Source organism: Streptomyces venezuelae, assembly GCF_008642315.1.
Lineage (GTDB): Bacteria > Actinomycetota > Actinomycetes > Streptomycetales > Streptomycetaceae > Streptomyces > Streptomyces venezuelae_D.
This window is the reverse complement of the sequence record NZ_CP029192.1, coordinates 4361927-4386950: the sequence shown is the minus strand read 5'-3', so window position 1 is coordinate 4386950 and position 25024 is coordinate 4361927. Positions and strand designations below refer to the sequence as shown.

Below are 25024 nucleotides of genomic sequence, written 5' to 3'. Positions count from 1 at the left end.
CGTACCGCTGTCAGATCACACTCAGCCGTTCTGCTTGCGGCGGTACAGCGCGAACCCGAGGCCCGCCGCGCCCGCCGCCGCCATGCCGCTGCCCGCGGCGATCAGCGGGGCGTCGTCGGACGAGGACTCCGACTGGACGCCGTCGGCGCCGGCCTTGACGCCGCCCTTCGGGACGACCTGCTGCGAGTCGTTGCGGGGGTGGGGCTGCGGCTTCGGCTTGGTGCCGTGGTTGTCGTGGTGGCCGTTGCCGTTCGTCCGGCCCTCGGTCCAGCCCTTCATGGTGCCGTCGGGGTTGAGGACGAAGTGGGCGCCGTTGTGCTGGCCGTACGCGGGCTTGTCGCCGGACTGCTTCAGGGTGTCCCAGACCGTCTTCCTGCCGGTGTCGGGCGCCTTGGCGATCATGTCGGCTTCGTAGCCGCCCTTGACCTTGTAGACCTTCGCGTCGAAGCCGCTGCCGCCGAGGTTCTTGTACTCGCGGACGAAGACGCGCTTGTGGTCCGGCTTCGGGTCGGGCTTCGGCTCCGGCTTCGGACCGGCCTTCATCGTGATGGTGCCGCTCGACGTCAGCGTGAAGGTGTTGCCGTCGATCTTGGTCGTCGCCGACTTGTCGTAGGCCGTGAGCGAGCCCTTCGGCTTGCCGTTCAGGGATATCGCGGCCTTGGCGGTACGGGCCGAGGCGTTGACGTCGACCTTCGCGGTCCAGCCCTTGCCGAGGTCGGTCGTGCCCTTGGACTCCCAGCCGCCGACGACCGGGTCCTTGTCCTTGTCCGTGAGCTTGGCCGTGGCCGTGCCGTCGGGGGTGAGGGTGAAGGTGTTGCCGTCGATCGTCGTGGACGCGGACTTCTCGTAGGCGGTGAGCGAGCCCTTCGCGGCGCCGTTCAGGGAGATCGTCGCCTTGGCGGTACGGGCGGAGGCGTTGACCTCGACGCTCGCGGTCCAGCCCTTGCCGAGGTTCGTGGTGCCCTTGGACTCCCAGCCGCCGGGGACGGGGGGCTGCTCCTTGTCCTTGTCCTTGTCCTTGTCGGTCTGGTCCTTGTCCGTCCGGTCCTGGTCGTCCTTGGACTTGTCCTGGTTGTCGTCCTGCTTCTTGTTGTTGTCCTGGTCCTTGCCCGGCTCGTCCTTGCCGGTCTGGTCCTGGGTGCCCTGCTGGTCGTCCTGCGCTACCTGACCCTGCGGTGTCGAGGGCGCGTCCGCGGCGAACGCGGCCGTGGTGGGGACGGCGAGCGCGGCGATGGCTCCGGTGGCGATGGCGGCGGTGCGGAAGGTTCGGCGGGTGGCGCGCATGGCGGTGACTTCCCTCGTTCACTAAGGCTTACGGGTCGATCTGTCCGTGTTTGTGCCCCTTTGCGGTGGCGACAGACATGAAGTTACGGGTGCCATGTGTGCGTCATCCGTAGGGAATGTAACAAGTGCGCCCAGGGCGGGACCCAGTGCCGTAAATCGCCTAAAAGTGCAGGTCAGGGGAGGTTTGGTCGAAGGTCACCGGCTTGCGGGGACCAAGGTCCCGCCGGTCGCCCCGCCGCTCGTCCCTCTGGCGTCGCCCGACCGCAGCAGCCACTCCGTATAGGCGGGTGCCTGCCGGGCCGCCTCCCAGTAGGCGGCCTCCAGCTCCCCGTACACCGCGTCGAGCTCCTCCTCCGTGCGCGCCGCGAGGATGAGGCGTACGCCGAGGGGGTCGCCGTACAGCGGGCGTACGGCCATGTCGGTCCTGCCGCGCGACGTCGGCTGGCAGAGGGCGACGACCTCGCCGGTGGCGACGAGGGACGCCGCGGTGAGGTAATCGCCGTGCAGGACACGGGGGTTGAGCCCGGCCGCGGTCAGGACGCGGCGCAGGCCGTCCCATTCGCCGTCGACCGTCGGGTCCACCATCCAGCGGTCCTCCGCCAGGTCGGAGAGGCGTACGACGGGCCGGTCCGCCGCCGGATGGTCCGCGGCGAGGGAGACGAACTGCGGCTCCCGGTCGAGGAGGACCCGTCTTCGCAGGCTCTCCGGCAGCCGCAGCGGGCAGCCCTCCACCTCGTGCACGAAGGCGATGTCGAGGTGGCCGGTCTCCACCATGCGCAGGAGCGCGTTCGCGGACACGTCCATCTGGAGCGACATCTCGGTGCCGGGGAGCCGCGCGCGCAGCTTGCGCAGCCAGCCCGGTATGGCGCGGCTCGCCGTGGAGCCTATGCGCAGCTGCGGGCCCTCGGCGGTGCGGGCGGCGGCCGCCTTCGTCTCGGCGACGAGCGCCCGCATCTCCGTGACGAGCGGGCGGGCGCGGCTGAGGACGACCCGGCCGAGCTGGGTGGGGCGGCATCCGGTGCGCTCGCGCGAGAAGAGCTGGCCGCCGAGCGCGTGCTCGATGCGCCGCAGCTGGGTCGTCAGCGACGGCTGGCTCATGCCGAGCTGCCGCGCGGCCTTGTGCAGGCTGCCGGTGTCGGCGATGGCGCACAGCGCGCGGAGGTGCCTCACCTCGAGCTCCATGGCCGATGAGCGTAGAGGCGGTACGGCCGCTGCACCAGACGCTCAAACCCCATGAGAACCGGCCGTTCTGGGCAGGCCGGGTCCCGGCGATAGCTCCGGGCTATCGCGAGTTGCCATCATTCCCACGCGCCCCACGCTCCCCGACACTCACAGCTACCGAACCGTTCACCTTTCATCGACTGCCCCACGCGGTCGTGGAACGAGTAGGGAGCCCCCCACACATGAACAAGCGTTACCTGTCCGTCGCCGCCGTCCTCGGCCTCTCCGTCGCCGGACTCGGCGCGACCTCGGCCACGGCGACGACCGCCGCTCCCGGCCACGCGCCGGTGTCCGCGACCTCCTCGTACGCCGCGTACGAGGGCTCGGCCGCGGAGGCCAAGGCCAACAAGGCGTTCTTCGAGGCCGTCGTGAAGGCGGTCGCCGAGAAGCGTGCGGCCAATCCCGGTGCGAAGTCCGTGACCGTCACGTACGACGCGTCCGGCGCGCCCACCTTCGCCCAGCAGATAGCCAGCTCCACGTCGATCTGGAACGGCGCGGTCTCCAACGTGAAGCTGCAGGAGGGGAGTTCGGGCGCGAGCTTCTCGTACCGGGAGGGGAACGACGCGCGCGGCTCGTACGCGAGCACGGACGGCCACGGCAACGGGTACATCTTCCTGGACTACGCCCAGAACCAGGAGTACGACTCGACGCGTGTCACCGCGCACGAGACCGGGCACGTGCTCGGGCTGCCCGACACGTACGACGGGCCGTGCAGCCAGCTGATGTCCGGCGGTGGACCCGGTCCTTCCTGCACGAACTCGCAGCCGGACGCGACGGAGCGGGGTCAGGTGGACCAGCTCTGGGCGAACGGTCTTGCCAAGGCCCTCCACAAGGTCGACGCGGACCGCTAGGCGCGGGCCGCTGGGCGCGGGGCCTTGGCGGTATTGAGGACTCGTTTCGCGGGGAGCTGCGGACCGGCTTTGGCCGGTCGTGCAGTTCCCCGCGCCCCTTTGGCTACCCTGCGGTGCTGTTGCGCAGTTCCCCGCGCCCCTTCTGGCCACCCTGCGGCGACGCCACCGCTCGTGCTGCGCTCACCTCCTGGCGCAGGGGTTCCAGGACGCTGTCCTGGGCGTCGTCGGTGAAGTCGGCGTGGCCCTTCTCCAGGGTCACCGAGGTGCGCAGGCGGGCCGCCAAGCCGTGCAGTTCGCGTGCCACTTCGGCCACCTCCGACGGAGTCGGGGGCTCCGCTCCGTGCCGGATGCGGACCCTCGCCGCCGTCGTGGCGTCCAGGATGCGTTCGACGGCGACCACCAGGGGCCACCACGCGGCGGCGCGTGTTCCCGTGGGCGGGGGCTCGGTCAGGGCGCGTTGGAACTCGGAGCGGATGACGGACAGGTCGCGGTAGAGGCCGCGGCGCATACGGGCGCGGGCCGCCGCGTCCCCGTCGCCGAACGCGCACTCCACGTACCGCGCCGTGTCCGCGACCGCGTCGGCGAGCCGGTCGCCGATCCGCGTGCCCCAGCTCTCCGGCCAGAGCAGATATCCGGCGACGAGGGTGATCCCGCAGCCGATCAGGCTGTCGACGAGGCGCGGGACGACGAGGCCGAGGCCCTGGTGGTTGAGGATGTCGGAGAGGAGCAGGATGACGGGGGTGATCGCGGCCGTCTGGTAGCCGTAGCCCCGGGTGGTCAGCGCCGGGATCAGGGGGGCCAGGACCATCATCACCGGCACGTCCCACCAGCCGTGGGGGACCTCGGCGAGGACGGCCGCCGCCACCACCAGGCCCGCCGCGGTGCCGAGCGCGCGCAGGACGGCCCGCGAGAAGACCGAGCCGAAGTCGGGCTTGAGGACGAACGTGACGGTGAGCGCCACCCAGTACGACCTGGGGACGTCGATGATCGACACCAGGGACTGGGCGAGGCCGATGCAGAGGGCGAGGCGCAGGCCGTAGCGCCAGGAGGCGCCGGACAGGACGACGTTGCGGGCGGCGCGGCGGGCGCGGACGCGCAGGGCGGCGGGGCGGCCGAGCCGGTCGTCGGTGCCGATGACGCCGAGCGGGTCGGGGTCGGCGAGGGTCTCCGCGGCGTGCAGCACGGCGTGGTCGAGGGCGCGGGCGGCGTGGTCCTGGGGTTCGGGGATGCGGGCGGCGGCGCGGGCGGGCGCCTCGGCGGGCTCGGTGCGTGGGGTCTCACCCCGCTCCACGGCGTCGGCGAGCGCGCGCACCGCGGCGGGCACTTCGGGCGGCAGGCGTACGCAGGCGTGGCGGGCGGCCTGGTCGGCGGCGGGGGCCGCCTCGATGACGGGGGTGAGGGCGTTCAACTGGGCGACGAGCCGGACGAGTTCGGCGTTGCGGCCGTGGTCGCGGGTGCGTCGGGCGAGGACGAGGTCGTAGCTCTGGTTCAGGGAGGCGGTGACCGCGGTGCGCGCCTCGTCGTACGTGTCCGTGCCCGCCGCGTCGAGGAGCGCGGCCACCGAGCGGTAGGACGCGGCGACGGCTGCGCGTTCGGGGACGCCGGAGCGGAGCGGCCAGGCGAGCAGGGCGAGGGTGAGGACGAGGAGGCCGCCGCCGGTCATCAGGAGCGGCGCGAGCCACCACTGCCCCGGCATGGGAAGACCGGCGCCGACCACGCAGTTGAGCAGCAGGAGCAGACCCGACACGGAGGCGACGGCCCCGATCGTCGACATCATCCCGGAGACGAGCGCGACGAAGGTGACGGCGCCGACGGCGACCCACCCGTGCCCGAAGACGAGTGAGCCGAGGGTGACGCCGAGGGCGCCGAAGAGCTGCGGGACGGCGATGTTGAAGATCCGCATGCGGTAGGCGTCGGCGGTGTCGCCGATGACTCCGGAGAGGGCGCCCATGGAGGCGAGCGCGCCGTACGAGGGCTGTCCGGCGAGGATGCCGAGGGCGAGGGGGAGCGCCATCGCGACGGAGGCGCGGGCCACGGCGGCCCAGGGGATGGGTGCGGACTGCGGCTTGAGGGACCTGACCAGCCAGTCGGGTGGGGTGAGCGGGCTCAGTGAGACCGGAAGGGCGGGGCGGGACTCTCGGGGCATGCGCCCATTATCGGCGCTTTACGTGACTTGCCCTGGCCGGAGGATCAACGCTCCGTTTCGGCTTTGTGCAGGGTCAGTGTGACGACCAGGGCGCGGTGGTCCGTGTTCCCGATGTCCAGGAAGCGGGCGTCGCGGGCGGAGAAGTCGGGCGTGGCGAGGACGTGGTCGATCTGCGCGCCGAGCGGAGCGGGCACGGCGGCGGGCCAGCTCGGGGCGCGGGAGGCGCCGGCGAGGCGGGCGGTGTCGCGGAGCCCCTCGTCGAGGACGGACCGGAACGCCGCGTGGTCCTGGGTGGCGTTGAAGTCCCCGGCGATGATGGTGGGCGCTCCGTCCCCCGCGGCGGCGTACCTCTGGATCCTGCCCAGCTCCGACTGCCACAGGTCGACCCCGCGGGGCAGGGGCGGCATGGGGTGCGCGAGCTGCACCCGGACGTCGTGCCCCCGCACGTCGGCGACGGCGCCGGGCATCCCGAGCGTGCCCTCGACGCCGTCCGCGCTCTTCAGCGGCATCTTCGCGAGGATGACGGAGCCCTCGGCGCCGGACGCCTCGACGGACTCGCGGTAGGGGTAGTCGGCGTGGGGCAGCTCTTTGCGGAGCAGCGCGGAGCACGCGAAGTCGCACTCCTCGACGAACAGCAGATCGGGCCGCTCCTCACGCACGGCGTCGATCAGCCCTCGCGTCCCTCCCCCGAACTCGACGTTGGACGTCAGCACCCGCACTTCGGCGACGGCGGGCCCGCTCGGCGAGTCGGTGTTCCCGTACGGCTCCACGTACCAGGCGAGCACCCCCAGCACGACGACTCCCCACAGCATGCCGATCCGCCACCGTGCGAGAAAGGCCATCAGCAGCCCGGCACCGGCGGGCACGAGCAGCCAGGGCAGAAACGCGAGAACCTGCGGCACGGGCGTGACTCCGTCGGAGTCGGCGACACGGAACCCGGCGACGACGCTGACCCCGGCGAGCAGCAGCCCGGCCCCCCACGCGGCGACGCGCCCCACCCGCCGCCGGGGCTCCGGCGCGCCGGTCTCCTCCTCGGCCCCGGACCCGACGGTCACGCCGCCCACGCCGCCCACGCCGCCCTCGCCGTCCAAGAAGCCGCCCCTTTCACCGCCGCCGGACTCCCACGTCCCGGCTGCCCGCATCCTCTCCCAGAGACGGACCGGGAACGGAGGACGGTTGCCCGGCCCGGCACGACGCTTGGGCGTGACGGTCAGGCGCGCCGGCGCACCCGCGGCCCCAGCCACGCCACCGCGCCCACCAGCACCATCACCCCCACGATCACCCACGCCGTCACCCGCAGCGTCTCCGTCAGGGCGTCGTACACCGCGCCCGCCGCGTCGTGGGAGATGTCCGAGGGGAGGTCGTCGAGGGTGAGGGTGCGGCCGATCGCCACCGCGGTGGCCAGGAGGGCCGCGCCGAGTGCCATGCCGAGAGCCGTGGCGATGACCGCTCTGCGGCGGCGGGTGGCGAGGAGGATGCCCGCGGCGGCCAGGAGCGCCGCCGCCACCGCCGGCCAGACGCCCGCCACCTGGAGCGCGTGGAAGCTCTTCCAGAGCCAGCCGAGGTCCTTGGACTGGAGGACCGTGATGTCCGTGTGTTTCACGGGGATCTTCGACGCGAACGGTACGCCGTCGTCGACCAGTTGCTGCTTGACCTGCTGGGTGATGGGCGCGAGGTCGATGGTGACCTCGCCGTTCGAGTCGTCGTTCAGGGCCGACTGGACGGCGTCGTGCGCCGCGCGGTTCGCCGCGTTCCAGGCCGTCTTGTACGACGCCGTCTCCGTGAAGGAGCGGACCGCGTCCCGTACGAACGACTCGACCGTGCCCTGCAGCGGGCCCACGTCGATCTCCTTCATCACCGAGCCCGTGACCTCGTCCGCGACGGCCGCCCGCACCGCCGGGTCGGAGGCGAGCGGCGCCATCGTGGCGACGTAACTGTCGCGGTCCCCGATCTCGTACTTCGCCCAGATGGAGAGCACGCCGAGCGGCACCAGGACGCAGGCGAGGACCAGGAGGACGACGGACAGCGGACCGCGGACGGATTTCGGCACGCCTCCCAGGCAAGACCCCGGTCACGCGGGACGCGACCGGGGCGACTGCATATGGGGCAACGCGACCTACTTACGGTTGTACAGACGCATCGTCACCGGACCGAACACCGCCACGAGCAGCAGCGCCCAGCCGAGCGTCCACGCCAGCTCCGTCGTCGGCGACGTGCCGTCCATCAGGGCGCGGACCGCCGACGAGCAGTGGGTGATCGGGTTGTTGTTGACGAACGCCTGCAGCCAGCCCGGCATCGTCTCCGGCTTCACGAAGATGTCGCTGAGGAACGTCAGCGGGAAGATCACCATCATGCTGACGCCCATCACCGACTTCTCCGTGCGCAGCAGCAGCCCGAACATCGTCCAGATCCACGAGAACGCGAAGGAGAAGACGAGCAGGACCGCGATCCCGGCCACGACGCCCACGAAGCCGCCGTCCGGGCGGAAGCCCATGATGAGGCCGACGGTCAGGATCACGACCGACGCGATGGCGTAGCGCAGGGCGTCGCCCAGGAGGTAGCCGACCATCGTGGACGGGCGCCAGATCGGCAGCGTGCGGAAGCGGTCGAAGACGCCCTTCTCGATGTCGGTGTTGACCGACACACCCGTGTACATCGTGATCATGACGACGGACATCACGAGGATGCCGGGCAGCAGGTACTGGATGTACTCGGACGGGGAACCGGCGAGCGCGCCCCCGAACAGGTACGTGTACATCAGCACCATCATGATCGGGAAGGCCGTGACGTCGAAGAGCTGCTCCGGCACGTGCTTGATCTTGAGGATGGCGCGCCAGCCGAACGTGAGGCAGGCGGAGAGCGCGGTGGGCCGGGGCGGCCGCTCGGTGGCGATGAGGAGCTCGGCGAGGGACTCGGTCCTGACCGGCGCGAGGTCCTGCGTCTCGGTGGTGGCTGCGGTGCTCATGCCGTGGCCTCTTCCTTCAGGTCCGACGTGGGGGTCTGGGTCCGGTGCGAGGCGTCCGTGCCGGTCAGGGCGAGGAACACCTCGTCGAGGCTCGGCTGGCCCAGGGAGAAGTTGTCGACGGTGATCCCGGCGCGGGCGAGTTCGGCGAGCGCCCGTGAGGCCTGGTCGGCGGCGCCTCCCCGACCGGACCCGGTGCTCGCCCCGTCCGTCCCCACCCGCGCCGTCAGCGCGACCGGATCCGGCTCCAGCTGCACCCGCGCGTCGAGGACCGCCCCCAACAGCCGCGCCGCCTCCTCGCGCTGCGCGGCCTCCCGCAGCCGCACATGCACCGAGCCCGCGCCGACCGACGCCTTGAGCTCGCCCTTGGTGCCCTCGGCGATGACCTTCCCCCGGTCGATGACGGCGATCCGCGCCGCCAACTGGTCGGCCTCGTCGAGGTACTGGGTGGTGAGGAGGACCGTCGTGCCGTGGCCGACGACCGCGCGCACGATGTCCCAGACCTGGTTGCGGCTGCGCGGGTCGAGCCCCGTCGTCGGCTCGTCGAGGAACAGCAGGTCCGGGGTGTTCAGGATGGACGCGGCGATGTCGATGCGGCGCCGCATGCCGCCCGAGTAGTTCTTCACCTGCCGCGCCGCGGCCTCCGTGAGCCCGAACGCTTCCAGCAGCTGCCCGGCACGCCCGCGCGCCGCCTGCTTGGAGTGTCCGGTGAGGCGGCCCAGCAGGATCAGGTTCTCCAGGCCGGTCAGATCCTCGTCGACCGACGCGTACTGCCCGGTGAGGCTCACCCGGGCGCGCACCGCGTCCGCCTCGCGCACGATGTCGTGGCCGAAGACGTGCGCCTCGCCCCCGTCGGGCCGCAGCAGGGTGGCGAGCATCTTGACCGCCGTGGTCTTGCCCGCCCCGTTGGGTCCCAGTACGCCGTAGACCGTGCCGGCCGGGACGGTGAGGTCGATGCCGTCGACCGCGCGGTTGTCGCCGAAGGTCTTCACCAGACCCGCGGTCTCGATGGCCATGCTGCTCATGTCCGCCCGCCTTCTCACGTCTCACAGGAGCAAGAGGTAAAGGAATCGTCATGAGGGCAGACCGGGGCCGCCCCGGAAACTCATCGATCTCAGCCCAGGGAAGCTTCCGGTGGAGCGCTCGGCCGATCGGGTGTTTCCTGGATGAGGGGGCGAGGAGGCTGATCATGCGAATCGCTCTGAGCGCGGGGGCCGCGGGGGTCGCGGCGCTGCTGACCCTCGGAACCGCCGCCACCGCCACCGCTTCCGCCGGAACCGCCGTTCCCGCCCACAACGACGACGTCATCTGGGGCACTGTCGTCTCGGGCCCGGACCTGAAGGTCAGGGACGAGCCGAGTACGCACGGCAGGATTCTGGCGAAGATGCCGTACGGCAGCGAGGACCGCGTCAAATGTGCCGTACGCGGCATGACCGTCCACGGCAACCCGCACTGGTACTGGCTGGAGGGCGAGCGCGGCTGGGTGAGCGCGGCGTACGTCGACACGGGCGGCCGTCACGTGCCGAGCTGCGGCTCGTCGTCCGAGGACCCGTGCCCGCAGTGGCGCGACCGGGACCACCGGGATCACAGGGACCACCAGGACTGCGACTGCGGATACCGCAACCACTGACCTATGGCGACTGACGTACGGCGAAGGGAACCGTCATGGCACACACCGCACCCGTCCCCTACGCGCCCCGCGCACGGACGACCTCGACCTCCGCGTCCCGCTGGGCCGGTCTCGCCCTGCTCGCCGGGATCGTCTACGGACTCTGGGCCTGCGCGATCCGGCGCGACGGAGGGCCGATCACCACCGGGAACGTCATGTTCGGGGTGGTGACCGGCCTGGTCTTCGCCGCCGTCATGTTCGCCCTGCACCGCATCGCGCCCTCGCTCCCGCGCGAACTGCGCGCGCTGTCCTGGGCGACGTTCGCGGGCATCGCGTTCGGCTTCCTCTACAGCCTGGGCGGAGCGAGTGTGCTGCGGGCGGCCGTGATGGCACTGGTGGTCGCGGCGGGTGTCTTCGCGGTGATGTTCTACCGCTACTACACGACCGAGTGAGCCGGATCCTTCGGACGCGGCCCGCCGAGCCGGTGCGCCACGAGGAGTGAAGCCCCCAGCACCAGAGCGGAGTTGACGGCGACCGCGACACTCACCCCGGACAGGACGCCCCGCGCATCCGCGTGGCCTCCTGTCCGGGCCGCCACGATCGCGCTCATCACCGGGATGCCCAGCGTGATGCCGACCTGCTGGGTCATCGTCGCGAGACCGGTCGCCAGGCCCTGCTCGGAGTCGGCGACGCCCGACGTGGCGGTCACCATGAAGCCGACGATCAGCAGCATGTTCCCGACACCGCCCACGAAGGTCGCGGCGAGCAGCAGGTACAGCCACCCGCCCGACGTCCCCAGCGCGACCAGCGACACCGTGGCGGCGGCCTGCACCACACCTCCGCCGAGGATCGTCGCCCGCCCGCCGAACCGGCTCACGGCCCGCCCGCCGAGCAGCCCGCCGGCCACGGTGCCGACGCCGAGGACGCCGAAGGCGAGCCCCGTCGCGAGAGCGGAGTAGCCGAGGACCTCTTGCAGGTAGAGCGTCATGAGGAAGACCAGCGAGGTCTCCGTGGCGAAGGCGACCAGACCGGCCGTGTTGCCCCAGACGACCGAGCGGCGCCGCATGATGCGGACGGGCACGAGCGGCGCGGGCGAGCGCTGTTCCACGAACCAGAAGACGGCGAGGAGCCCGGCGCCCGCGAGCAGCGCGCCGACCGCGACAGGCTCGGTCCAGCCGCTTTCCCCGGCCCGCGTGAGCCCGAGGACGAGCGCCAGCAGTCCGCCCGTGACGGTGACCGCGCCCGGCAGGTCGAGACGGTGTCTGCACACGATCCGCGAGTCCGTCAGGAGGCCCGGCGCGAGGGCGACGACGGCGGCCGCGACGGGCACGTTGACGAAGAACGCCCAGCGCCAGGAGAGCAGTTCGGTGAGGACTCCGCCGAGGACGGCACCGGTGGTGAAGCCGGCGGACATCAGCGCGCCGTTGAGGCCGAGGGCCCGGTCCCGCAGCGGGCCCTCGCGGAACGCGGTGGTGAGCAGGGCGAGCCCCGCCGGGGTGACGGCCGCCGTGGCGAGGCCTTGCAGCACGCGCGCCGTGAGCAGGACCTCAGGGGAGGTGGCGAGACCGCCGAGGGCCGAGGAGAGGCCGAGCAGCGCCATGCCGCCGACGAAGAGCCGTTTCCGTCCGAAGAGGTCGGCGATCCGGCCGAGGAGGAGCGTGAATCCGGCGGCGGCGAGCGCGAAGGAGGTGGCGATCCACTGGAGGTCGGCGAGGGCGAAGCCGAGCCCTTCGCCGACGACGGGCAGGGCGACGTTCAGGATGGAGAAGTCCACGGCGATCATGAACTGGGAGCCGAGGAGGAGGGCCAGGACGAGTTTCTGCCGCCTGTTCATGGTCGCGGGCGTCATGGCCGCGGGCGCACTTGTGGTTGTGTCCGTGGTCATCGCAGGTTCTCCAGGTCCACCGCGCGGGCCATGGCCCGGTAGCCCGCGTCGTTCGGGTGCAGGTGGTCGCCGCTGTCGTACGCGGGGGCGATGCGCTCGGGGTCCTTCGGGTCGGCGAGCGCCTTGTCGAAGTCGACGTACGCGTCGTACTCGCCGGAGGTCCGCACCCACTGGTTGAACTCGTCGCTCACGGCGGCGGCGTGCTTGCCGTAGTGGTCGGAGCCGCCGAGGGGCAGGAGGGTGGCGCCGACGATCCGCACGCCCTTCGCTCGTGCCTCCCGTATCAACGTGCGGTGTCCGTTGATGAGTTCGCGGGCGGAGACGACGGGGGCGGGCTTGTAGGTGGGCTTGTCGGTCTCGCTGTAGCCGATGTCGTTGAGGCCTTCGAGGACGACGACCGTGCCGACGCCCGGCAGGTCGAGGGCGTCGCGCGAGAACCGGTTGGCGCTCTTCTCGCCGTACCAGGCCGAGTCGTTGAGGACCATGTTGCCGCCGATGCCGGAGTTGAGGACGGGGCGCGGCTTCCCCGCCTTCTCCAGTCGCTCGGCGAGCGCGTCGGACCAGCGGCGGTCGCGGTCGGTGGAGGAGGCGAACCCGTCGGTGATGGAGTCGCCGAAGAGGACGACGCCGTCGCGCTTCTCCGGCGTGCGGGAGCCTCCGACGTCCACGCCGGAGAGGTAGTACCAGGACTCGGTGGACTCACCGAAGGCACGGCCGTCCGCGTCGGTGGTGTGCTTCCCGTCGGCGCGGTAGCTGGTCGCGAAGGACTGGGCGTGGAAGGTGGCGGGCCCGGTCGTGCCGGAGAGGTGGAGGGTGACGGTGACGGACTCGAAGGGGTCGAGGTCCAGCCCGGCGGCGTCGCTGGTGAGCCGGCCGTACGCGGGAATGGTGACGCCCGCTTTACCGCCGAAGGTGAGCCGTGTGATCGACCTCTTCTCCACGGCGGCCGAGGCCTTCCCCGCCGTACGGGCGATCGTCGCGCTCTCGATCCGCAGCGGCGAGCTGCCGTACGCGTTGGAGAGCCGGATGCGGGCTCTGTCGCCGCCCTCGGTGACACGGACGACTTGGCGGAGGGTCTGGTCGTCGAAGCCTGCTTCGGACCAGTTGGGCTTGAAGCCGGTGCTGGGGCGCTGTGGGGCGCTCGCCCAGGCGGCGGTCCAGGACGTGCCCCGCGCACCCCGCTCGTCCTGCTCCCAGGGCGAGGCCTGGGCTCCGGTCACGGCGAGCCCCGCGGTGAGGGCGAGGGCGAGGGCAGCGGCGGTGGCGGTGGTCGCGAGGGGCGTGCGGGCGCGCGAAATCATCGTGAGCTCCTGGTGGTTGAGGAGGGAGGGTGTCCGTCCGGCGGGCCGCCGTCCTGACTCCTCAAAGATCCGCCGGTCGCGATCCCGCATCAACGGCGATCTGTGGAACGATCGACGCGCTCGGGCTTATCGATGCAGTTCACAGGGGGTATGCGGTGGAGCGGCAAGAGCTGGAGACCTTCTTGACCCTGGCCGAGGAGCTGCATTTCGGGCGTACGGCGGAGCGGCTGCTGCTCTCGCAGGCGCGGGTCAGCCAGACGCTGAAGAAGCTGGAGCGCAAGATCGGCGCCCCGCTCTTCGAGCGCACGAGCCGCGTGGTGCGGCTCTCGCCGCTGGGGCGTCAGCTGTACGACGAACTGGCCCCGCTCCACCGGGAGATGGAGGCGGCGGTGGCCCGTGCGAAGGACGCCGCGCGGGGTGTCGGGGGTGCGCTGGACGTGGGCTTCCTCGGCGCGGGTGCGGGCACGCTGACCGCGCCGATCCTGACGCTGTTCCGGGAGCGCAGCCCGGGGGTCGAGGTGCGGATGCGGGAGACCCAGTTCCAGGATCCGCTGGGCGCGTTGCGCGGCGGCGAGATCGACGTGCTCTTCACGTGCCTGCCCGTCCGGGAGCCGGACCTGGCCGTCGGCCCGGTCGTCATCAACGAGCCGCGCCTGCTGGCGGTGCCGGTCGGTCACCCGCTGGCCGGGCGGGCCTCCGTCTCCCTGGAGGAGCTGGCGGGCGAGACGTTCTTCGGCGTCGTGAACGGGGCGCCCGCGTACTGGTGGGACTTCCACGTGCCGCCGCGTACGCCGCGCGGGCGCGAGATCCACCGGGGGCGGGCGGTGGCGTCCTTCCAGGAGCTGATGACGCTCGTCGCGGCGGGGCAGGGCATCTCGCCGGTCGTCGCGTCCGTGGAGAAGTACTACGCGCGTCCCGGCGTCACGTTCGTCCCCCTGGACGACGTGCAGTCCGCCGATGTCGCGCTGATCCACCGTGCGGTGGGGGTGGATGCGCGGGTGGAGGGGTTTGTTCGGGTGGTACGGGATGTGGTGGAGGCGAACGGGGGGCCTGCGGCGTTCTAGGTGGGCGTCTGGCGGCCCCGGTGATCAACCGGCTCGGGCCGGCCGAAGTCGCCGAGCGCCCGCCTCCAGGGCGTACGCGGCACCGCCGTGCAGGATGCCCCCATGACCGCTCTGAGCTATTCCGCCGCATTCATCACGTTCTTCTCCGTGGTCGGCCCACCGAAGGTCCTGCTCGCCTTCGCCGGGCTCGCGCAGGCCCACCCCACGGCCGAGCTGCGCCGGATCGCGCTGATCTCGTCGGCGGCGGCGATCCTCGTCGGCCTGGTGACCGGCATCGCCGCGCCCTGGCTCCTCGACCTCTTCCACATCTCGACACCCGCACTTCAGCTCGCGGGCGGAGTCATCTTCTTCATCTACGCCGTCGGCCTCGTCCTCGGCATCCACCTCGGCACGGATGCCTCGGGACCCGACACCCCGGACCTGGTCAGCGGGGTGCGGCAGCTGCTCATGCCGTACGTGGTGAGCCCCCTCGCCATGACGGCCGTACTGATCGAGGGGGCGGCACGCGACTCCTGGACGTGGCGGTCCACGGTGGTCGGCGCGTACGTCACCGTGGTCGTCGTCGACCTCCTGTGCGTCGTCGTCCTGGCACGCGTCCTCAGCCGTACGCACCACGCGACGATCGAGCTCCTCGGCCGCCTGCTGGGCCTGCTGCTCGCGGCGGTCGGCGTGGACCTGGTCCTGGACGGCCTGACGTCACTCGGCGTGCCCGCGGACCGGACGGGTCCTTGACCCCGCGCCTCAGGGGCCTGCGACGTCCGAGCGGTCGTTGCAGAGCGCCCAGATGACGAAGACGCCGATCGCGATGGAGATGAGCGCCCACACCGGCGTGTACGGCAGCCACAGGAACTGCGCCACGATCGCGAGCGCCGCGAGCGCGACGCCGGTCGCCTTGGCCCAGCTCGCGCCCTTGAGGATGCCCCAGCCGACGACGGCCACGAGGATGCCCAGGACCAGGTGGATCCAGCCCCACGTGGTGAGGTTGAACTTGTAGACGTAGTCGCCGACGCGTTCGTACACGTCGTCCTTCGCGATGCCGGCGATGCCCTCGAAGATGCCGAGGATGCCGTTCACCATCATCAGGACACCGGCGAACATGGTCCCGCCGGACGCCCAGAGCGCCGAGCCGCTCTCGTCGTGACGGTGGTCGCCCGGCTTGTTGGGCGCGGTGGCACTGCTGCTCATGGCGCCGCCCCTTCTCTTCCGTGGGGACATGCATGACTTTCAGCGTCAGACGGCGTGGAGGGCGCGGCGAGCGGGTGTGGGCCGAACGGGTGACGCGATGAGTTGCGTGATTTCCATCACCTGATGGTGTTCGCCTGATTACTCTGTGCCACATGGTCAAACTGCGTGACCTCGACCCCAGCGCGTCCCCGCTCGACTACTACGGCTCGGAGCTGCGACGCCTGCGCGAGGCGGCGGGCCTCAGCCAGTCCCAGTTGGGTTCGTGTGTCTTCGTCACGGCGTCCCTCATCGGCCAGGTGGAGACGACGAGGAGGGTGCCGACGAGGGACTTCTCGGAACGGGTGGACGCGGCGCTGGGGACGGACGGGTTGTTCTCGCGGTTGGTGGGGCTGGTGTTGCGGAGCCAGTTGCCGACGTGGTTTCAGGCGTACGCGGAGATGGAGGCGAGGGCGAGCTTCATCTCCACGTATCAGTGCCAGTTGGTCTACGGGCTGTTGCAGACAGAGCCGTACGCGCGGGCGGTGCTCGGCGTGGAGCACCAGGAGCGGCTCGACGAGATGGTGGCGGCGCGGATGGAACGACAGCGCATCCTGGGCAGGAGCAGTCCGCCTGCGCTCCTCGTGGTGCTGGACGAAGCCGCGTTGCACCGGCGGGTGGGCGGTCCGGCCGTCATGCGTGATCAACTGGCCCACCTGCTGGGCTTCCGTGACAGCCCGTGGCTGAACCTTCAGGTGCTGCCGTTCGCTGTGGGGCAGCATGCTGCAGTCATGGGGTCGTTCAATCTGCTGCGCTTCGGTGATGACCCTGACTTGTTCTACTCGGAGAGCTACGACACTCCGCACATGACTGCCAACCCGCAAGTAATCAGGGAGCGTTCGCTCGGATACGCTCGCCTGCAAGGCGCGGCGCTCTCTCGGGAGGACTCGGCCACGCTGATCGCTCGCGTGATGGAGGAACGGTATGGGCAGCCAGAACCTGACGGGCGCGCAGTGGCGTAAGTCGTCCTACAGCGGCAGCAGCGGCGGTGATTGCATCGAGTGCGCCCCCCTAAACGGCGCCGCGTGGCGCAAGTCGACGTACAGCAGCGACACCGGCGGCGACTGCATAGAACTCGCCCAAGCCCAGTGCAACGTGGCCGTGCGGGACAGCAAGAACCCCACCGGCCCCACCCTCACCCTCACCCGCACCGCCTTCACCCACTTCGTGGACGCCGCCGTCAGCGGAGATCTGCCGCGACCCGCGAGGTGACCGCTTCGGTCATCCGCCGGATGCCCGGCGAACGCACCGGGCAGGGGCGGGACTTGGCCGTCGTGGGCGCAAGACAGAAGTGCAGGTAGTCCTTGTCGCGGTGGAGAGCCGTGAGCCCCGCACCCGGCTCTGTGCAGTACGCCGCGTGGTCCCGCTCGTACGCCGTGCAGGGCAGCTTCTCGACCCATGTGTAGCGATCCGCGCCGGGGGCCACGGTCTTGCCCGCATCGGCGACGATCCCATCGGACGCGCGGGCCTGCGCCTGGTAGATGGCGTTGACGCGGCGTACGCGGTCGGGCGTGATCGGGTCGGGACCCTGGAGGACCCAGACGACACGCGTACGCCCACCCCCCGCGCCCCGGATCTGCGCGGCGAGGCGACGCGCGTCGGCCGCGTACCGGTCGAAGTACTCCGCGCGCCGCTTGTCGTAGGTGATCCCCTTCATGCACGGCGTGTAGCCCCACGCGTTGCCCCAGAACTGGAGGACGACGTAGTCGGGCCGCTGCGCCCGCACGAGGGCCGCCGCCTTGTCCTTGTCGGGGACGAGGGAGTCCTCGCCCGTGCCGTCGAGGTAGTCGCAGAGGGTCGTGCCGGAGTACGGCGCGCTCTTGTACCGCGCACCGAGGCGGTCCTTGAGCTGCTGGCCGAGGACGTTCTGGTTCTCCATGGCGAGGGAGTCGCCGAGGTACAGGACCTTGGGCGCGCGCGAGGGCTTGTCCGCGGCGTCGCGCGCGGCACGCTCGCGGGTCGTTGCGGACGGCGCGGCGGACGGCTCGGACGGGGCCGCGGACCCCGACGCCTCGGGAAGGTCCGCCGGCGCCGCGTCCCCGGACCCGGGGTCCCCGCACGCGCCCAGCAACAGCAGCCCCGCGACAACCCCCGCGCCCCAAAGACTCCGCTTCCGCATGCGGCAACTCCCGCCTCAGACAGCCGAAATGGCCCTCAGGCAAACACACGGGCGACGGGGAGGGAAGACCTCCGCGGGCCAAGCGGGGCGCGCACGGGTCATCGACGCCCGGCGTGTTCGAAACGGTGGGCCAGCGCCCGGAAGGACTCCTTCGGCTCCCAGTGCCAGGGGGACTCGGGATCGTCGGGCCGCTTCCGCAGAGCCTTGACGAGGCCGTAGCTCGCGACGTCGAGGTCGTGGCGGGGGGAGTCGGGCCGGTGCGGCAGCTCGGGGCTGACGAACTGGTAGACCAGCGCGGCGTGCAGGTCCATGGACTCGAAGACGTCGAAGACGTCGGAGAGGTAGGCGGCCTGGGTCCGCTCGCTGCGCTTGAGCCCGCCGGTGATCACCGGCGGCTCCACGGAGTAGTCGATCGACTCGTACCACCCCATGCCGCCGTCCTGCGGGGCCCCTTCGTACGTGCAGGAGCCGCACTCGGTGATGGCGACGGGCTTGCCCCAACGGGTGTGCGGGGAAAGGTCCTTCACGTATCCGCGTCGGCTTCCGTGATACCCGTAGTAGTTCACGCTGACGAGGTCGAAGAGGGACCAGTCGACGTCGTCGTCGTGGGCGGCCCCGTAGGTGAGGGGCCCCCGGAAGACGCGGCGGCCGGTCTTCGCGGCGAGCCCGGTGAAGCGCCGCAGTTCCCGGACCATCCGCTCGGGGTCGTAATTGCCCTTGAGGATGTTCTGGACCCGCTCCACGGCATCGTCGCCCGGCACGATCCCGGGCACGAACAGCACGAACTCGCACCCGACGCTGAGGTACACGCGGGCCCCCTGCCGCCGCATGCGTTCGGCGTGCCGCCCGGTCTCGGCGAGGTGATCGAGAATGTCCCGTTCCGGCACGTCGGCGAGGCGCGGCTGGAGCCAGACGTGGAGCCCGCGCTCGGCGGCTTCGGAGGCGGTGGCGGCGAGGCGGTCGACGCCGGTGCCGTACACGGAGACGGAGTTGGCGTGCAGCTGGTGCCGGATGGCGCGGACGTCGCGCCGCATGCGTCCCGCGCTCCACGCGGTGGCGGGTCCTTCGCCGTCCCCGACCTCGTAGCAGACCCCGCGATACCGCAGGCCTTTCCGGTCCCCGGCGTCGGCGGCCCCGGCCTTCCCGGCCCCCGCGAGCGCCCCGGTGGCGACCGCGGCCCCCACCGCCGCACTCCCCGCCAGAAACTGGCCCCTGCTCAACCCGGTGTCGTTCCGCACAGCGCCTCCCGTGATCCCGAACCGGCGGCGGCCCCAACCGCCGCCGTCCGGTGATCCCGAGCATGCCGATCAGCGCACGCCGCGCTCATCGCACTTTGGTCTACGCGTGGTCGCCGAAGGTCTCGTCCGTCAGCGGGCCACGAACTGGGTCAGGATCGCCTGGACCTCGTAGATGTCGACGCCCTTCGTGAACGTCTTCTGCATCGGCGCGGGATTGCCGGAGACCCAGATCTTCAGCTCGGCGTCGAGGTCGAAGTGGCCGGCCGTCTCGACGGCGAAGTGCGTGATGCTGCGGTACGGCACCGAGTGGTACTCGACCTTCTTGCCGGTGATCCCCTGCTTGTCGACCATGATCAGCCGACGGTCCGTGAACAGCATGGTGTCGCGTATCAGCGTGTACGCGGCGTGCACCTGCTCGCCGTGCCCGAGCAGACGCGCGTACTCGTTCTGCGCCTTCATCGGGTCGACGGTGTGCGCGTTTCCGAACAGTGCCATGTCAGGCCCCCCATTGATGGAACTACAGCCCTCGCATCCCGGGTGGAATGCGGGATCTTGCCACTGTACGGGGGTGAACGGGGATGGTCGAAGGTCTGTGCGACGGGCGGGGCGGTCGGGGCGGGTCGGAGCGGCGCTCAGGCGTGCGGGAGGCGGTCCGGGGGGAGGTCCGCGCCCCGCGCGAACGCCTCCGCGTACGCGCTCTCGCCGAGCGCCGCCCGCGCCGCCGCCGAGATGCGGTTCACGTCCCCGCGTTCGGCGGGCGGGAGCGGCGCGCCCACGCTTCTGCGGGCCGCGTCGGCCGCGCCGAGCAGCTCCGCGGCCCGTGCCGGTGTGCCCGCCACGGCCGCCGCGCCCGCCAGGCCCTCCAGGGAGAGGGCGACGGCACGCGGTTCGGCGAGGGCGCGGGCGGTCCTGAGCCCGAGGAGGTGGTGGGCCTCGGCACCGGCCGCGTCGCCGCGCAGCTCCGCGATGAAGCCGAGCTCGGCCTGGCGCAGGTGGTCACCGGCCGGGGAGGACACGTCGGCGTGACGGTCCCGGATGCGCGTGAGGTGTGCCTCCGCCGCGTCGAGGTCGCCGGAGCGGCGGGCGCCGAGGGCGAGGCCCATTTCGGCGTGGATGCGGCCGTAGCGGTAGCCGTGCGCGGAGGCCAGGTCGAGGGCCTGGGTGTGCAGGTCGTGGGCCCGGTTCCAGTCGTGGGTGAGGAGGGCGAGGCGGCCGAGGCCGGAGAGGCGGGCGGATATCTCCGCCTGGAGGCCGAGCTCGCGGGCGATGACGAGGCCCTCCTCCTGGCGGCGCGCGGCCTCTTCGTAATCGCCTCGGATCTCGGCGAGGGCGGCGAGCGGTGCGACGGTCTGCAACGCGCCCCAGCGGTCGCCGAGTTCGGCGAAGAGGTCCGCCGCGCGTGCGCCGTCGCGGGCGATCGTGTCGAGGTCGCCGCGGATCAGCGCGTGCATCGCGCGCAGGGCGAGCGCGGCGGCGGTGGTCCACGGGTCGCCCGTGCGGTCGGCGAGGTCGAGGGCCAGTGCGTTGGCACGCTCGCTGGCGGCGGGGTCGCCCGCGCTGAAGACGGCGTAGGCGTGCAGCCAGAGGGTGCGGGGGTGTTGCGGGGGCGCGGAGGGGGTGTGTGGGGTGGTTTGGCCTTGCGCCTGCGCGTGCTCTCCCGTGAGGAGCCTGAAGGCGGCGTGCAGGGTGGCGAGCTGGGGTCCGGCGGGCGGGGCGGCGGGTGCGGTACTGGGTGCTGCTCCGGGTGCTGTTCCGGGGTCCGCTCCGGGTGTCGCCCCAAAGTCCGCTCCGTGGGCCGTTCCGAGAGTCGCCCCGTGGCCCGTTCCGGGGGTTGTCCCGGGGTCCGTTCCGGGTGTAGCCCAGGGGTCCGCTTCGGGGGCCGTTCCGGGTGTCGTCCCGGGGTCCGCTTCGGGTGTAGCCCAGGGGTCCGCTTCGGGGGCCGTTCCGGGTGTCGTCCCGGGGTCCGCTTCGGGTGTAGCCCAGGGGTCCGCTTCGGGGGCCGTTCCGGGTGTCGCTCCGTGGTCCGTTCCGGGGGTAGCCCAGGGGTCCGCTTCGGGGGCCGTTCCGGGTGTCGCTCCGTGGTCCGTTCCGGGGGTAGCCCAGGGGTCCGCTCCGTGGTCCGTTCCGGGTGCCGTCCCGGGGACCGCTCCGGGGGCCGCCCAGGGGGCCGCCCCGGGGTCCGCTCCCGGTGTCGCTCCGCTTACCGCCGCCAGGGCCCGTCGCGCCTCCGTGAGGCGACCCCGTAGCAGCCACCACCACGTCAGCGCCGTGGCGAGCCGTACCGCCTCGCCCCCCGAGGGGCGTCGGGTCGCCTCGTCCAGCGCCGCGCGGAGATTCGCCGCCTCCGCGTCCAGACGGGCCAGCCACACCCGCTGGCCGTCGTCCCGCAGCCGGGGCTCGGCGCGTTCCGCGAGGTCCAGATAGTGGTGGAGGTGGCGTTCCCGTACGGCGACGTGGTCCTCCAGCGCGTCCAGCCGCTCCATGGCGTACGCGGACACGGACTCCAGGAGGCGGTAGCGCGGCGCCGTCCCTGCGGGGCCGGGCGCCATGACGACCAGGGAGCGGTCGACGAGGCGCGTCACCAGGTCGAGTACCTCGTCGCGGGTCACGCCGTCACCCGCGCAGACCGCCTCCGCCGCGTCCAGCGTGCAGCCGTCGCGGTGCACGGCGAGGCGGCGCAGCACGATGCGTTCGGGCGCGGTGAGCAGCTCCCAGCTCCAGTCGATCATCGCCCGCAGCGTCTGCTGGCGGGCGGGCGCGCCGCGCTGCCCGGAGGTGAGGAGCCGGAACCGGTCGCCGAGCCGGTCCGCCAACTCCCGTACGCCGAGAGCCCGTACGCGTGTCGCGGCGAGTTCGAGCGCGAGCGGGATGCCGTCGAGGCGGCGGCAGATCTCGGCGACGGCCGCCTCGTCGTCACTGCCGGGGACCAGGGAGAAGCCCGGGGCCGCGGCGGCCGCGCGGGCGGCGAAGAGCTGGACGGCGTCGGCGGCGGGGAGCGGCTCCACGAGGAACACGGTCTCGCCGGTGAGGCCGAGGGGTTCCTGGCTCGTGGCGAGGACGCGGAGGCCGGGCGCGGCACGCAGCAGGGCGTCGGCGAGGGCGGCGGCCTCCTCGACGACCTGCTCGCAGTTGTCGAGGACGAGGAGCGTGCGGCGGTCGCGCAGGGCGGTGGTCAGACGGTCGAGGGGGGTCGCGGGGGCGGCGGCGGGCACGCCGGTGGGGGCGTCGTCGCGCAGGCCGAGGGCGGTGGAGACGGAGACGGCGAGGTCGGCGAGGGTGCTGTCGCCGCGCAGCGCGGCGAGCTCGACGAGCCGGACGTCGTCGGGGGACTTGGCCAACCGGGCGGCGGCTTCCAGCGCGAGACGCGTCTTGCCGACACCACCGGGCCCGGTGAGCGTCACGAGCCGCGCGGAGCCGAGGAGCCCGCCGACGTCCGCCACGGCTCGGTCGCGTCCTATGAGGGCGGTGAGGGGGGTGGGGAGGGGCGATCCCCCCTGGCGCACTGCTGCGTCGGCGCTCAGGTCTGTGGCGGGACCGACGTCCGGACCGACGTCCGGGGCGACACCCCGTCCCGCCGTGCGCTGCGTCAGGGACGGGTCCTGGCGGAGTATCGCCTCGTGGAGGGAGGTCAGTTCCGGGCCCGGGTCGACGCCGAGCTCCGCCGACAACCGCCGCCGCAGCCCCTCGTACGACGCGAGCGCCTCGCTCTGCCGCCCCGCGAGGTACAGCGCCCGCAGCTGCACCGCCCGCAACCGCTCCCGCAGCGGATGCCGGGCCACCAGGTCCGCCAACTCCCCCGTGAGCAACGTGTGATCGCCCGCCGCGAGCCGCGCCTCCGCCCGCTCCTCCAGCACGGCGATGCGCTGCTCCGCGAGCCGGTCCACTGACGCGCGTACGAACTCCGCATCGGCCAGATCCGCGTACGCGGGCCCCCGCCACAACGCGAGCGCCTCGCCCAGCGCGGCCGCCCGCGACGCCGGATCCGGCGCCCGCCGCGCCTCCTCGACCAGCGCACGGAAACGGTCGGCGTCCACCTCGTCGCCCGCCGCCGCGTCCAGCCGCAGCCGGTAACCGGGCGGCCGGCGCACCACGCGGTCGCGGCCGAGGACGCGGCGCAGCTGGGAGACCTTGGCCTGAAGGGCGTTGGCCGGGTTGCCGGGCGGCGCGTCGCCCCACAGGTCGTCGATGAGCCGGTCCGCGGAGACCGGCCGCCCCTCGTGCACCAGAAGGTCGGCGAGGAGCGCCCTGACCTTCGCCTCGGGAACCTTGACGGGTTCCCCCTCGCCGTCCCACACCGCCAGTGGGCCCAGCACCCCGAACCGCATGCGGATCACCGTACACAGCGCGGACCCGCGCCCGTCCGGCCGGACCATCAGCGAACCGTCAGCCGCCCCGAAGCGCCCGCGAGCACAGTCGTCCCCGTCAGCAACCACCGAAGGGGGCCGCGCACATGCCCAAGTACGCCGGCAGGAAAGCCGTGGTCCTGGGCGGGGCCACCGGACTCGGCCTCGTCATCTCCAAGCGGCTCGTCGAGGGCGGCGCCGACGTCCTGGTGACCGGCGGCCCCGGCGCCGACCTCGGCGCGGCCGCCGCCGAAGTGGGCTCCTGCGCCCACGTCGTCCGCTGCGACCCCGCGGACCCCGCGGCCGTCGAGGCGCTGGCGCCCGTCGTCGAGGCGCGACTCGGCCGCGTCGACCTGCTCGTCGTCCTCACGAGCGCCGGGTGCGGCGACCCGGCGTTCAACTCCGTCGCCCCGGCCGACCGTTGTCGACCCACCCGTACCCCGTGAACCCGTGAACCCGTGAACCCGTAACCCTCCGCCCGCCCCGTACCGACAGGACACCCGAGATGCCGACCCTGCGCCGCCCCCGGATAACCCTCCCCACAACAACCGCACCCGCCGCCCCGCCCACCAGACTCCCCCTCCCCGCCCTCCTCGCCCTGGCCACCGCCGTCTTCGTCACCAGCCTCACCGAGACCCTCCCCGCGGGTCTGCTGCCCGCGATGAGCGCCGACCTCGGGGTCAGCGAGTCGGCGGCCGGACAGACCGTCACCGTCTACGCCGTCGGCACCGCCCTCACCGCGATACCCCTGACCGCCGCCACGGCGGGCTGGCGCCGCAAGAAGCTGCTCCTCGCGGCGATGTCCGGATTCGCCGCCGCCAACACCGTGACCGCAGTATCGGAGAACTACACGCTCACGATGGCGGCCCGTTTCGTCGCCGGTGTCGCCGCGGGACTCGCCTGGGCGCTGCTCGCCGGCTACGCCCGCCGCATGGCGCCCGCCCACCTCCAGGGCAAGGCGATCGCCATCGCCATGGCGGGCATCCCGGTCGCCCTCTCGCTGGGCGTGCCCGCGGGGACGTTCCTCGGCAAGGTGCTGAGCTGGCAGGTCGCGTTCCTGGTCATGACCGGGCTGACCGTGGGCCTGCTGGCCTGGATCGCCGCGCTCGTCCCCGACCAGCCCGGTCAAAAGCCGGGCGGCGCGAAGACCCCGATGCCGCACGCCCTGCGCGTACCCGGTGTGACCCCGGTCCTTTTCGTCACCCTCGTCTTCGTCCTGGCCCACACGGTCCTCTACACGTACATCGCCACGTTCCTCGACGAACTCGGCATGGGCGGCTCGACCGATCTCGTCCTGCTCGTCTTCGGCGCGGCGTCCCTGGTGAGCATCTGGATCGTGGGCGCGCTGATCCACCGCAGGCTGCGCGCGCTGACGCTCGCGAGCGTGCTCCTGGTGGGTGTGGGGGCGGCGGTGCTGGCCGCGTTCTCCGGCAGTCCGGCGCTCGTGTACGTCGCCGTGACGCTGTGGGGCCTCGGCTGGGGCGGCGCTCCCACGCTGCTGCAGACCGCGGCGGGTGACGCGGCGGACAAGGGCGACGCGGCGGACGCGGCCCAGGCCATGCTGGTCACCCTGTGGAATGTCGCCATGGCGGGCGGCGGAGTCTTCGGCGGCATCCTGCTGGACCTGGCCGGCACGTCGTCCTTCCCCTGGACGATCCTGCTGCTCCTGATCCCGGTGCTGTTGGCCGTGGCCGCGGCGCGCAGGAACGGCTTCCCCGCGCGCACGCCGGGGAACCCGGCCTGAGAAACTCGCGTCTCCCACAACGGAGAAGGGGGAAGC

23 protein-coding genes are annotated in these 25024 nt (G+C 72.2%); 9 read left to right on the top strand and 14 right to left on the bottom strand.

Annotation, left to right across the window (positions count from 1 at the left end; all coding sequences use genetic code 11):
- Positions 1–21: 21 nt before the first annotated feature.
- Complete coding sequence (locus DEJ48_RS18975; RefSeq protein WP_150217342.1) at positions 22–1284, bottom strand: hypothetical protein; 1263 nt, start codon at positions 1282–1284, stop codon at positions 22–24.
- A 195-nt stretch (positions 1285–1479) separates the two neighbouring features.
- Positions 1480–2466, bottom strand: a complete 987-nt coding sequence (locus DEJ48_RS18970) for a LysR family transcriptional regulator (RefSeq protein WP_150217341.1) — start codon at positions 2464–2466, stop codon at positions 1480–1482.
- A 221-nt stretch (positions 2467–2687) separates the two neighbouring features.
- Here DEJ48_RS18970 and snpA point away from each other — a divergent pair, with 221 nt between their 5' ends.
- The gene (gene snpA, locus DEJ48_RS18965; RefSeq protein WP_150217340.1) at positions 2688–3356 is read left to right on the top strand and encodes a snapalysin; all 669 of its coding nucleotides are present in this window, start codon (positions 2688–2690) and stop codon (positions 3354–3356) included.
- A 103-nt stretch (positions 3357–3459) separates the two neighbouring features.
- Here the strand turns inward: snpA and DEJ48_RS18960 are convergent, their stop codons facing one another.
- The 5 genes from DEJ48_RS18960 to DEJ48_RS18940 form a co-directional block, all read right to left on the bottom strand.
- On the bottom strand, positions 3460–5502 hold the full coding sequence (locus tag DEJ48_RS18960) for an FUSC family protein (RefSeq protein ID WP_150217339.1): 2043 nt from the start codon (positions 5500–5502) through the stop codon (positions 3460–3462).
- A gap of 44 nt (positions 5503–5546) precedes the next feature.
- Positions 5547–6644 carry an endonuclease/exonuclease/phosphatase family protein gene (locus DEJ48_RS18955; protein WP_190537481.1) on the bottom strand — a complete coding sequence of 366 codons (1098 nt, stop codon included), beginning with the start codon at positions 6642–6644 and terminating at the stop codon, positions 5547–5549.
- 68 nt (positions 6645–6712) lie between these two features.
- Entirely contained in the window at positions 6713–7552 is an 840-nt protein-coding gene (locus tag DEJ48_RS18950; protein ID WP_150217338.1) for a hypothetical protein, read from the bottom strand.
- A gap of 66 nt (positions 7553–7618) precedes the next feature.
- The gene (locus DEJ48_RS18945; protein ID WP_150217337.1) at positions 7619–8467 is read right to left on the bottom strand and encodes an ABC transporter permease; all 849 of its coding nucleotides are present in this window, start codon (positions 8465–8467) and stop codon (positions 7619–7621) included.
- Complete coding sequence (locus DEJ48_RS18940; RefSeq protein WP_150217336.1) at positions 8464–9489, bottom strand: ATP-binding cassette domain-containing protein; 1026 nt, start codon at positions 9487–9489, stop codon at positions 8464–8466. Before DEJ48_RS18940 ends, DEJ48_RS18945 begins: the two co-directional genes overlap by 4 nt.
- A 164-nt stretch (positions 9490–9653) precedes the next feature.
- On the opposite strand from DEJ48_RS18940, the gene DEJ48_RS18935 reads away from it, so the two are divergent.
- On the top strand, positions 9654–10094 hold the full coding sequence (locus tag DEJ48_RS18935) for an SH3 domain-containing protein (RefSeq protein ID WP_150217335.1): 441 nt from the start codon (positions 9654–9656) through the stop codon (positions 10092–10094).
- Between the two features lie 35 nt (positions 10095–10129).
- Complete coding sequence (locus tag DEJ48_RS18930) at positions 10130–10525, top strand: hypothetical protein (protein ID WP_150217334.1); 396 nt, start codon at positions 10130–10132, stop codon at positions 10523–10525.
- On the opposite strand, the gene DEJ48_RS18925 is transcribed toward DEJ48_RS18930, so the two are convergent.
- Positions 10510–11958: an MFS transporter gene (locus tag DEJ48_RS18925; RefSeq protein ID WP_150217333.1), complete on the bottom strand. Its 1449-nt coding sequence runs from the start codon at positions 11956–11958 to the stop codon at positions 10510–10512. The genes DEJ48_RS18930 and DEJ48_RS18925 overlap by 16 nt on opposite strands.
- On the bottom strand, positions 11955–13259 hold the full coding sequence (locus DEJ48_RS18920; protein WP_150217332.1) for an SGNH/GDSL hydrolase family protein: 1305 nt from the start codon (positions 13257–13259) through the stop codon (positions 11955–11957). The genes DEJ48_RS18925 and DEJ48_RS18920 overlap by 4 nt, the downstream gene beginning before the upstream one ends.
- A 155-nt stretch (positions 13260–13414) precedes the next feature.
- Here DEJ48_RS18920 and DEJ48_RS18915 point away from each other — a divergent pair, with 155 nt between their 5' ends.
- Positions 13415–14323, top strand: coding sequence for a LysR family transcriptional regulator (locus DEJ48_RS18915; RefSeq protein ID WP_190537478.1), 909 nt, complete (start codon positions 13415–13417; stop codon positions 14321–14323).
- Between the two features lie 102 nt (positions 14324–14425).
- Positions 14426–15055: a MarC family protein gene (locus tag DEJ48_RS18910; protein ID WP_150217331.1), complete on the top strand. Its 630-nt coding sequence runs from the start codon at positions 14426–14428 to the stop codon at positions 15053–15055.
- A gap of 9 nt (positions 15056–15064) precedes the next feature.
- Here the strand turns inward: DEJ48_RS18910 and DEJ48_RS18905 are convergent, their stop codons facing one another.
- Positions 15065–15508, bottom strand: coding sequence for a hypothetical protein (locus DEJ48_RS18905; protein WP_150217330.1), 444 nt, complete (start codon positions 15506–15508; stop codon positions 15065–15067).
- Positions 15509–15660: 152 nt separating this feature from the next.
- On the opposite strand from DEJ48_RS18905, the gene DEJ48_RS18900 reads away from it, so the two are divergent.
- Positions 15661–16506 carry a helix-turn-helix domain-containing protein gene (locus tag DEJ48_RS18900; RefSeq protein WP_150217329.1) on the top strand — a complete coding sequence of 282 codons (846 nt, stop codon included), beginning with the start codon at positions 15661–15663 and terminating at the stop codon, positions 16504–16506.
- Positions 16469–16756: a DUF397 domain-containing protein gene (locus DEJ48_RS18895; RefSeq protein WP_150217328.1), complete on the top strand. Its 288-nt coding sequence runs from the start codon at positions 16469–16471 to the stop codon at positions 16754–16756. Before DEJ48_RS18900 ends, DEJ48_RS18895 begins: the two co-directional genes overlap by 38 nt.
- On the opposite strand, the gene DEJ48_RS18890 is transcribed toward DEJ48_RS18895, so the two are convergent.
- The 4 genes from DEJ48_RS18890 to DEJ48_RS18875 form a co-directional block, all read right to left on the bottom strand.
- Positions 16725–17663, bottom strand: a complete 939-nt coding sequence (locus DEJ48_RS18890) for an SGNH/GDSL hydrolase family protein (protein WP_150217327.1) — start codon at positions 17661–17663, stop codon at positions 16725–16727. The two genes, DEJ48_RS18895 and DEJ48_RS18890, sit on opposite strands and share 32 nt — an antisense overlap.
- 98 nt (positions 17664–17761) lie before the next feature.
- Positions 17762–18847 (bottom strand): abortive phage infection protein, encoded by a 1086-nt coding sequence (locus DEJ48_RS18885; protein WP_223832098.1) that lies wholly within the window; start codon positions 18845–18847, stop codon positions 17762–17764.
- Positions 18848–19030: 183 nt separating this feature from the next.
- Positions 19031–19396: a PH domain-containing protein gene (locus tag DEJ48_RS18880; RefSeq protein WP_150185195.1), complete on the bottom strand. Its 366-nt coding sequence runs from the start codon at positions 19394–19396 to the stop codon at positions 19031–19033.
- A 137-nt stretch (positions 19397–19533) separates the two neighbouring features.
- The gene (locus DEJ48_RS18875) at positions 19534–23226 is read right to left on the bottom strand and encodes a BTAD domain-containing putative transcriptional regulator (RefSeq protein ID WP_190537476.1); all 3693 of its coding nucleotides are present in this window, start codon (positions 23224–23226) and stop codon (positions 19534–19536) included.
- Between the two features lie 125 nt (positions 23227–23351).
- Between DEJ48_RS18875 and DEJ48_RS18870 the strand changes: the two genes are divergently transcribed.
- Together DEJ48_RS18870 and DEJ48_RS18865 are read left to right on the top strand one after the other, a co-directional pair.
- Positions 23352–23690 carry an SDR family NAD(P)-dependent oxidoreductase gene (locus DEJ48_RS18870; RefSeq protein WP_150217325.1) on the top strand — a complete coding sequence of 113 codons (339 nt, stop codon included), beginning with the start codon at positions 23352–23354 and terminating at the stop codon, positions 23688–23690.
- Positions 23691–23749: 59 nt separating this feature from the next.
- A complete protein-coding gene (locus DEJ48_RS18865) occupies positions 23750–24988 on the top strand; it encodes an MFS transporter (RefSeq protein WP_150217324.1) in 1239 nt (412 codons plus the stop codon).
- Positions 24989–25024 lie beyond the last annotated feature (36 nt).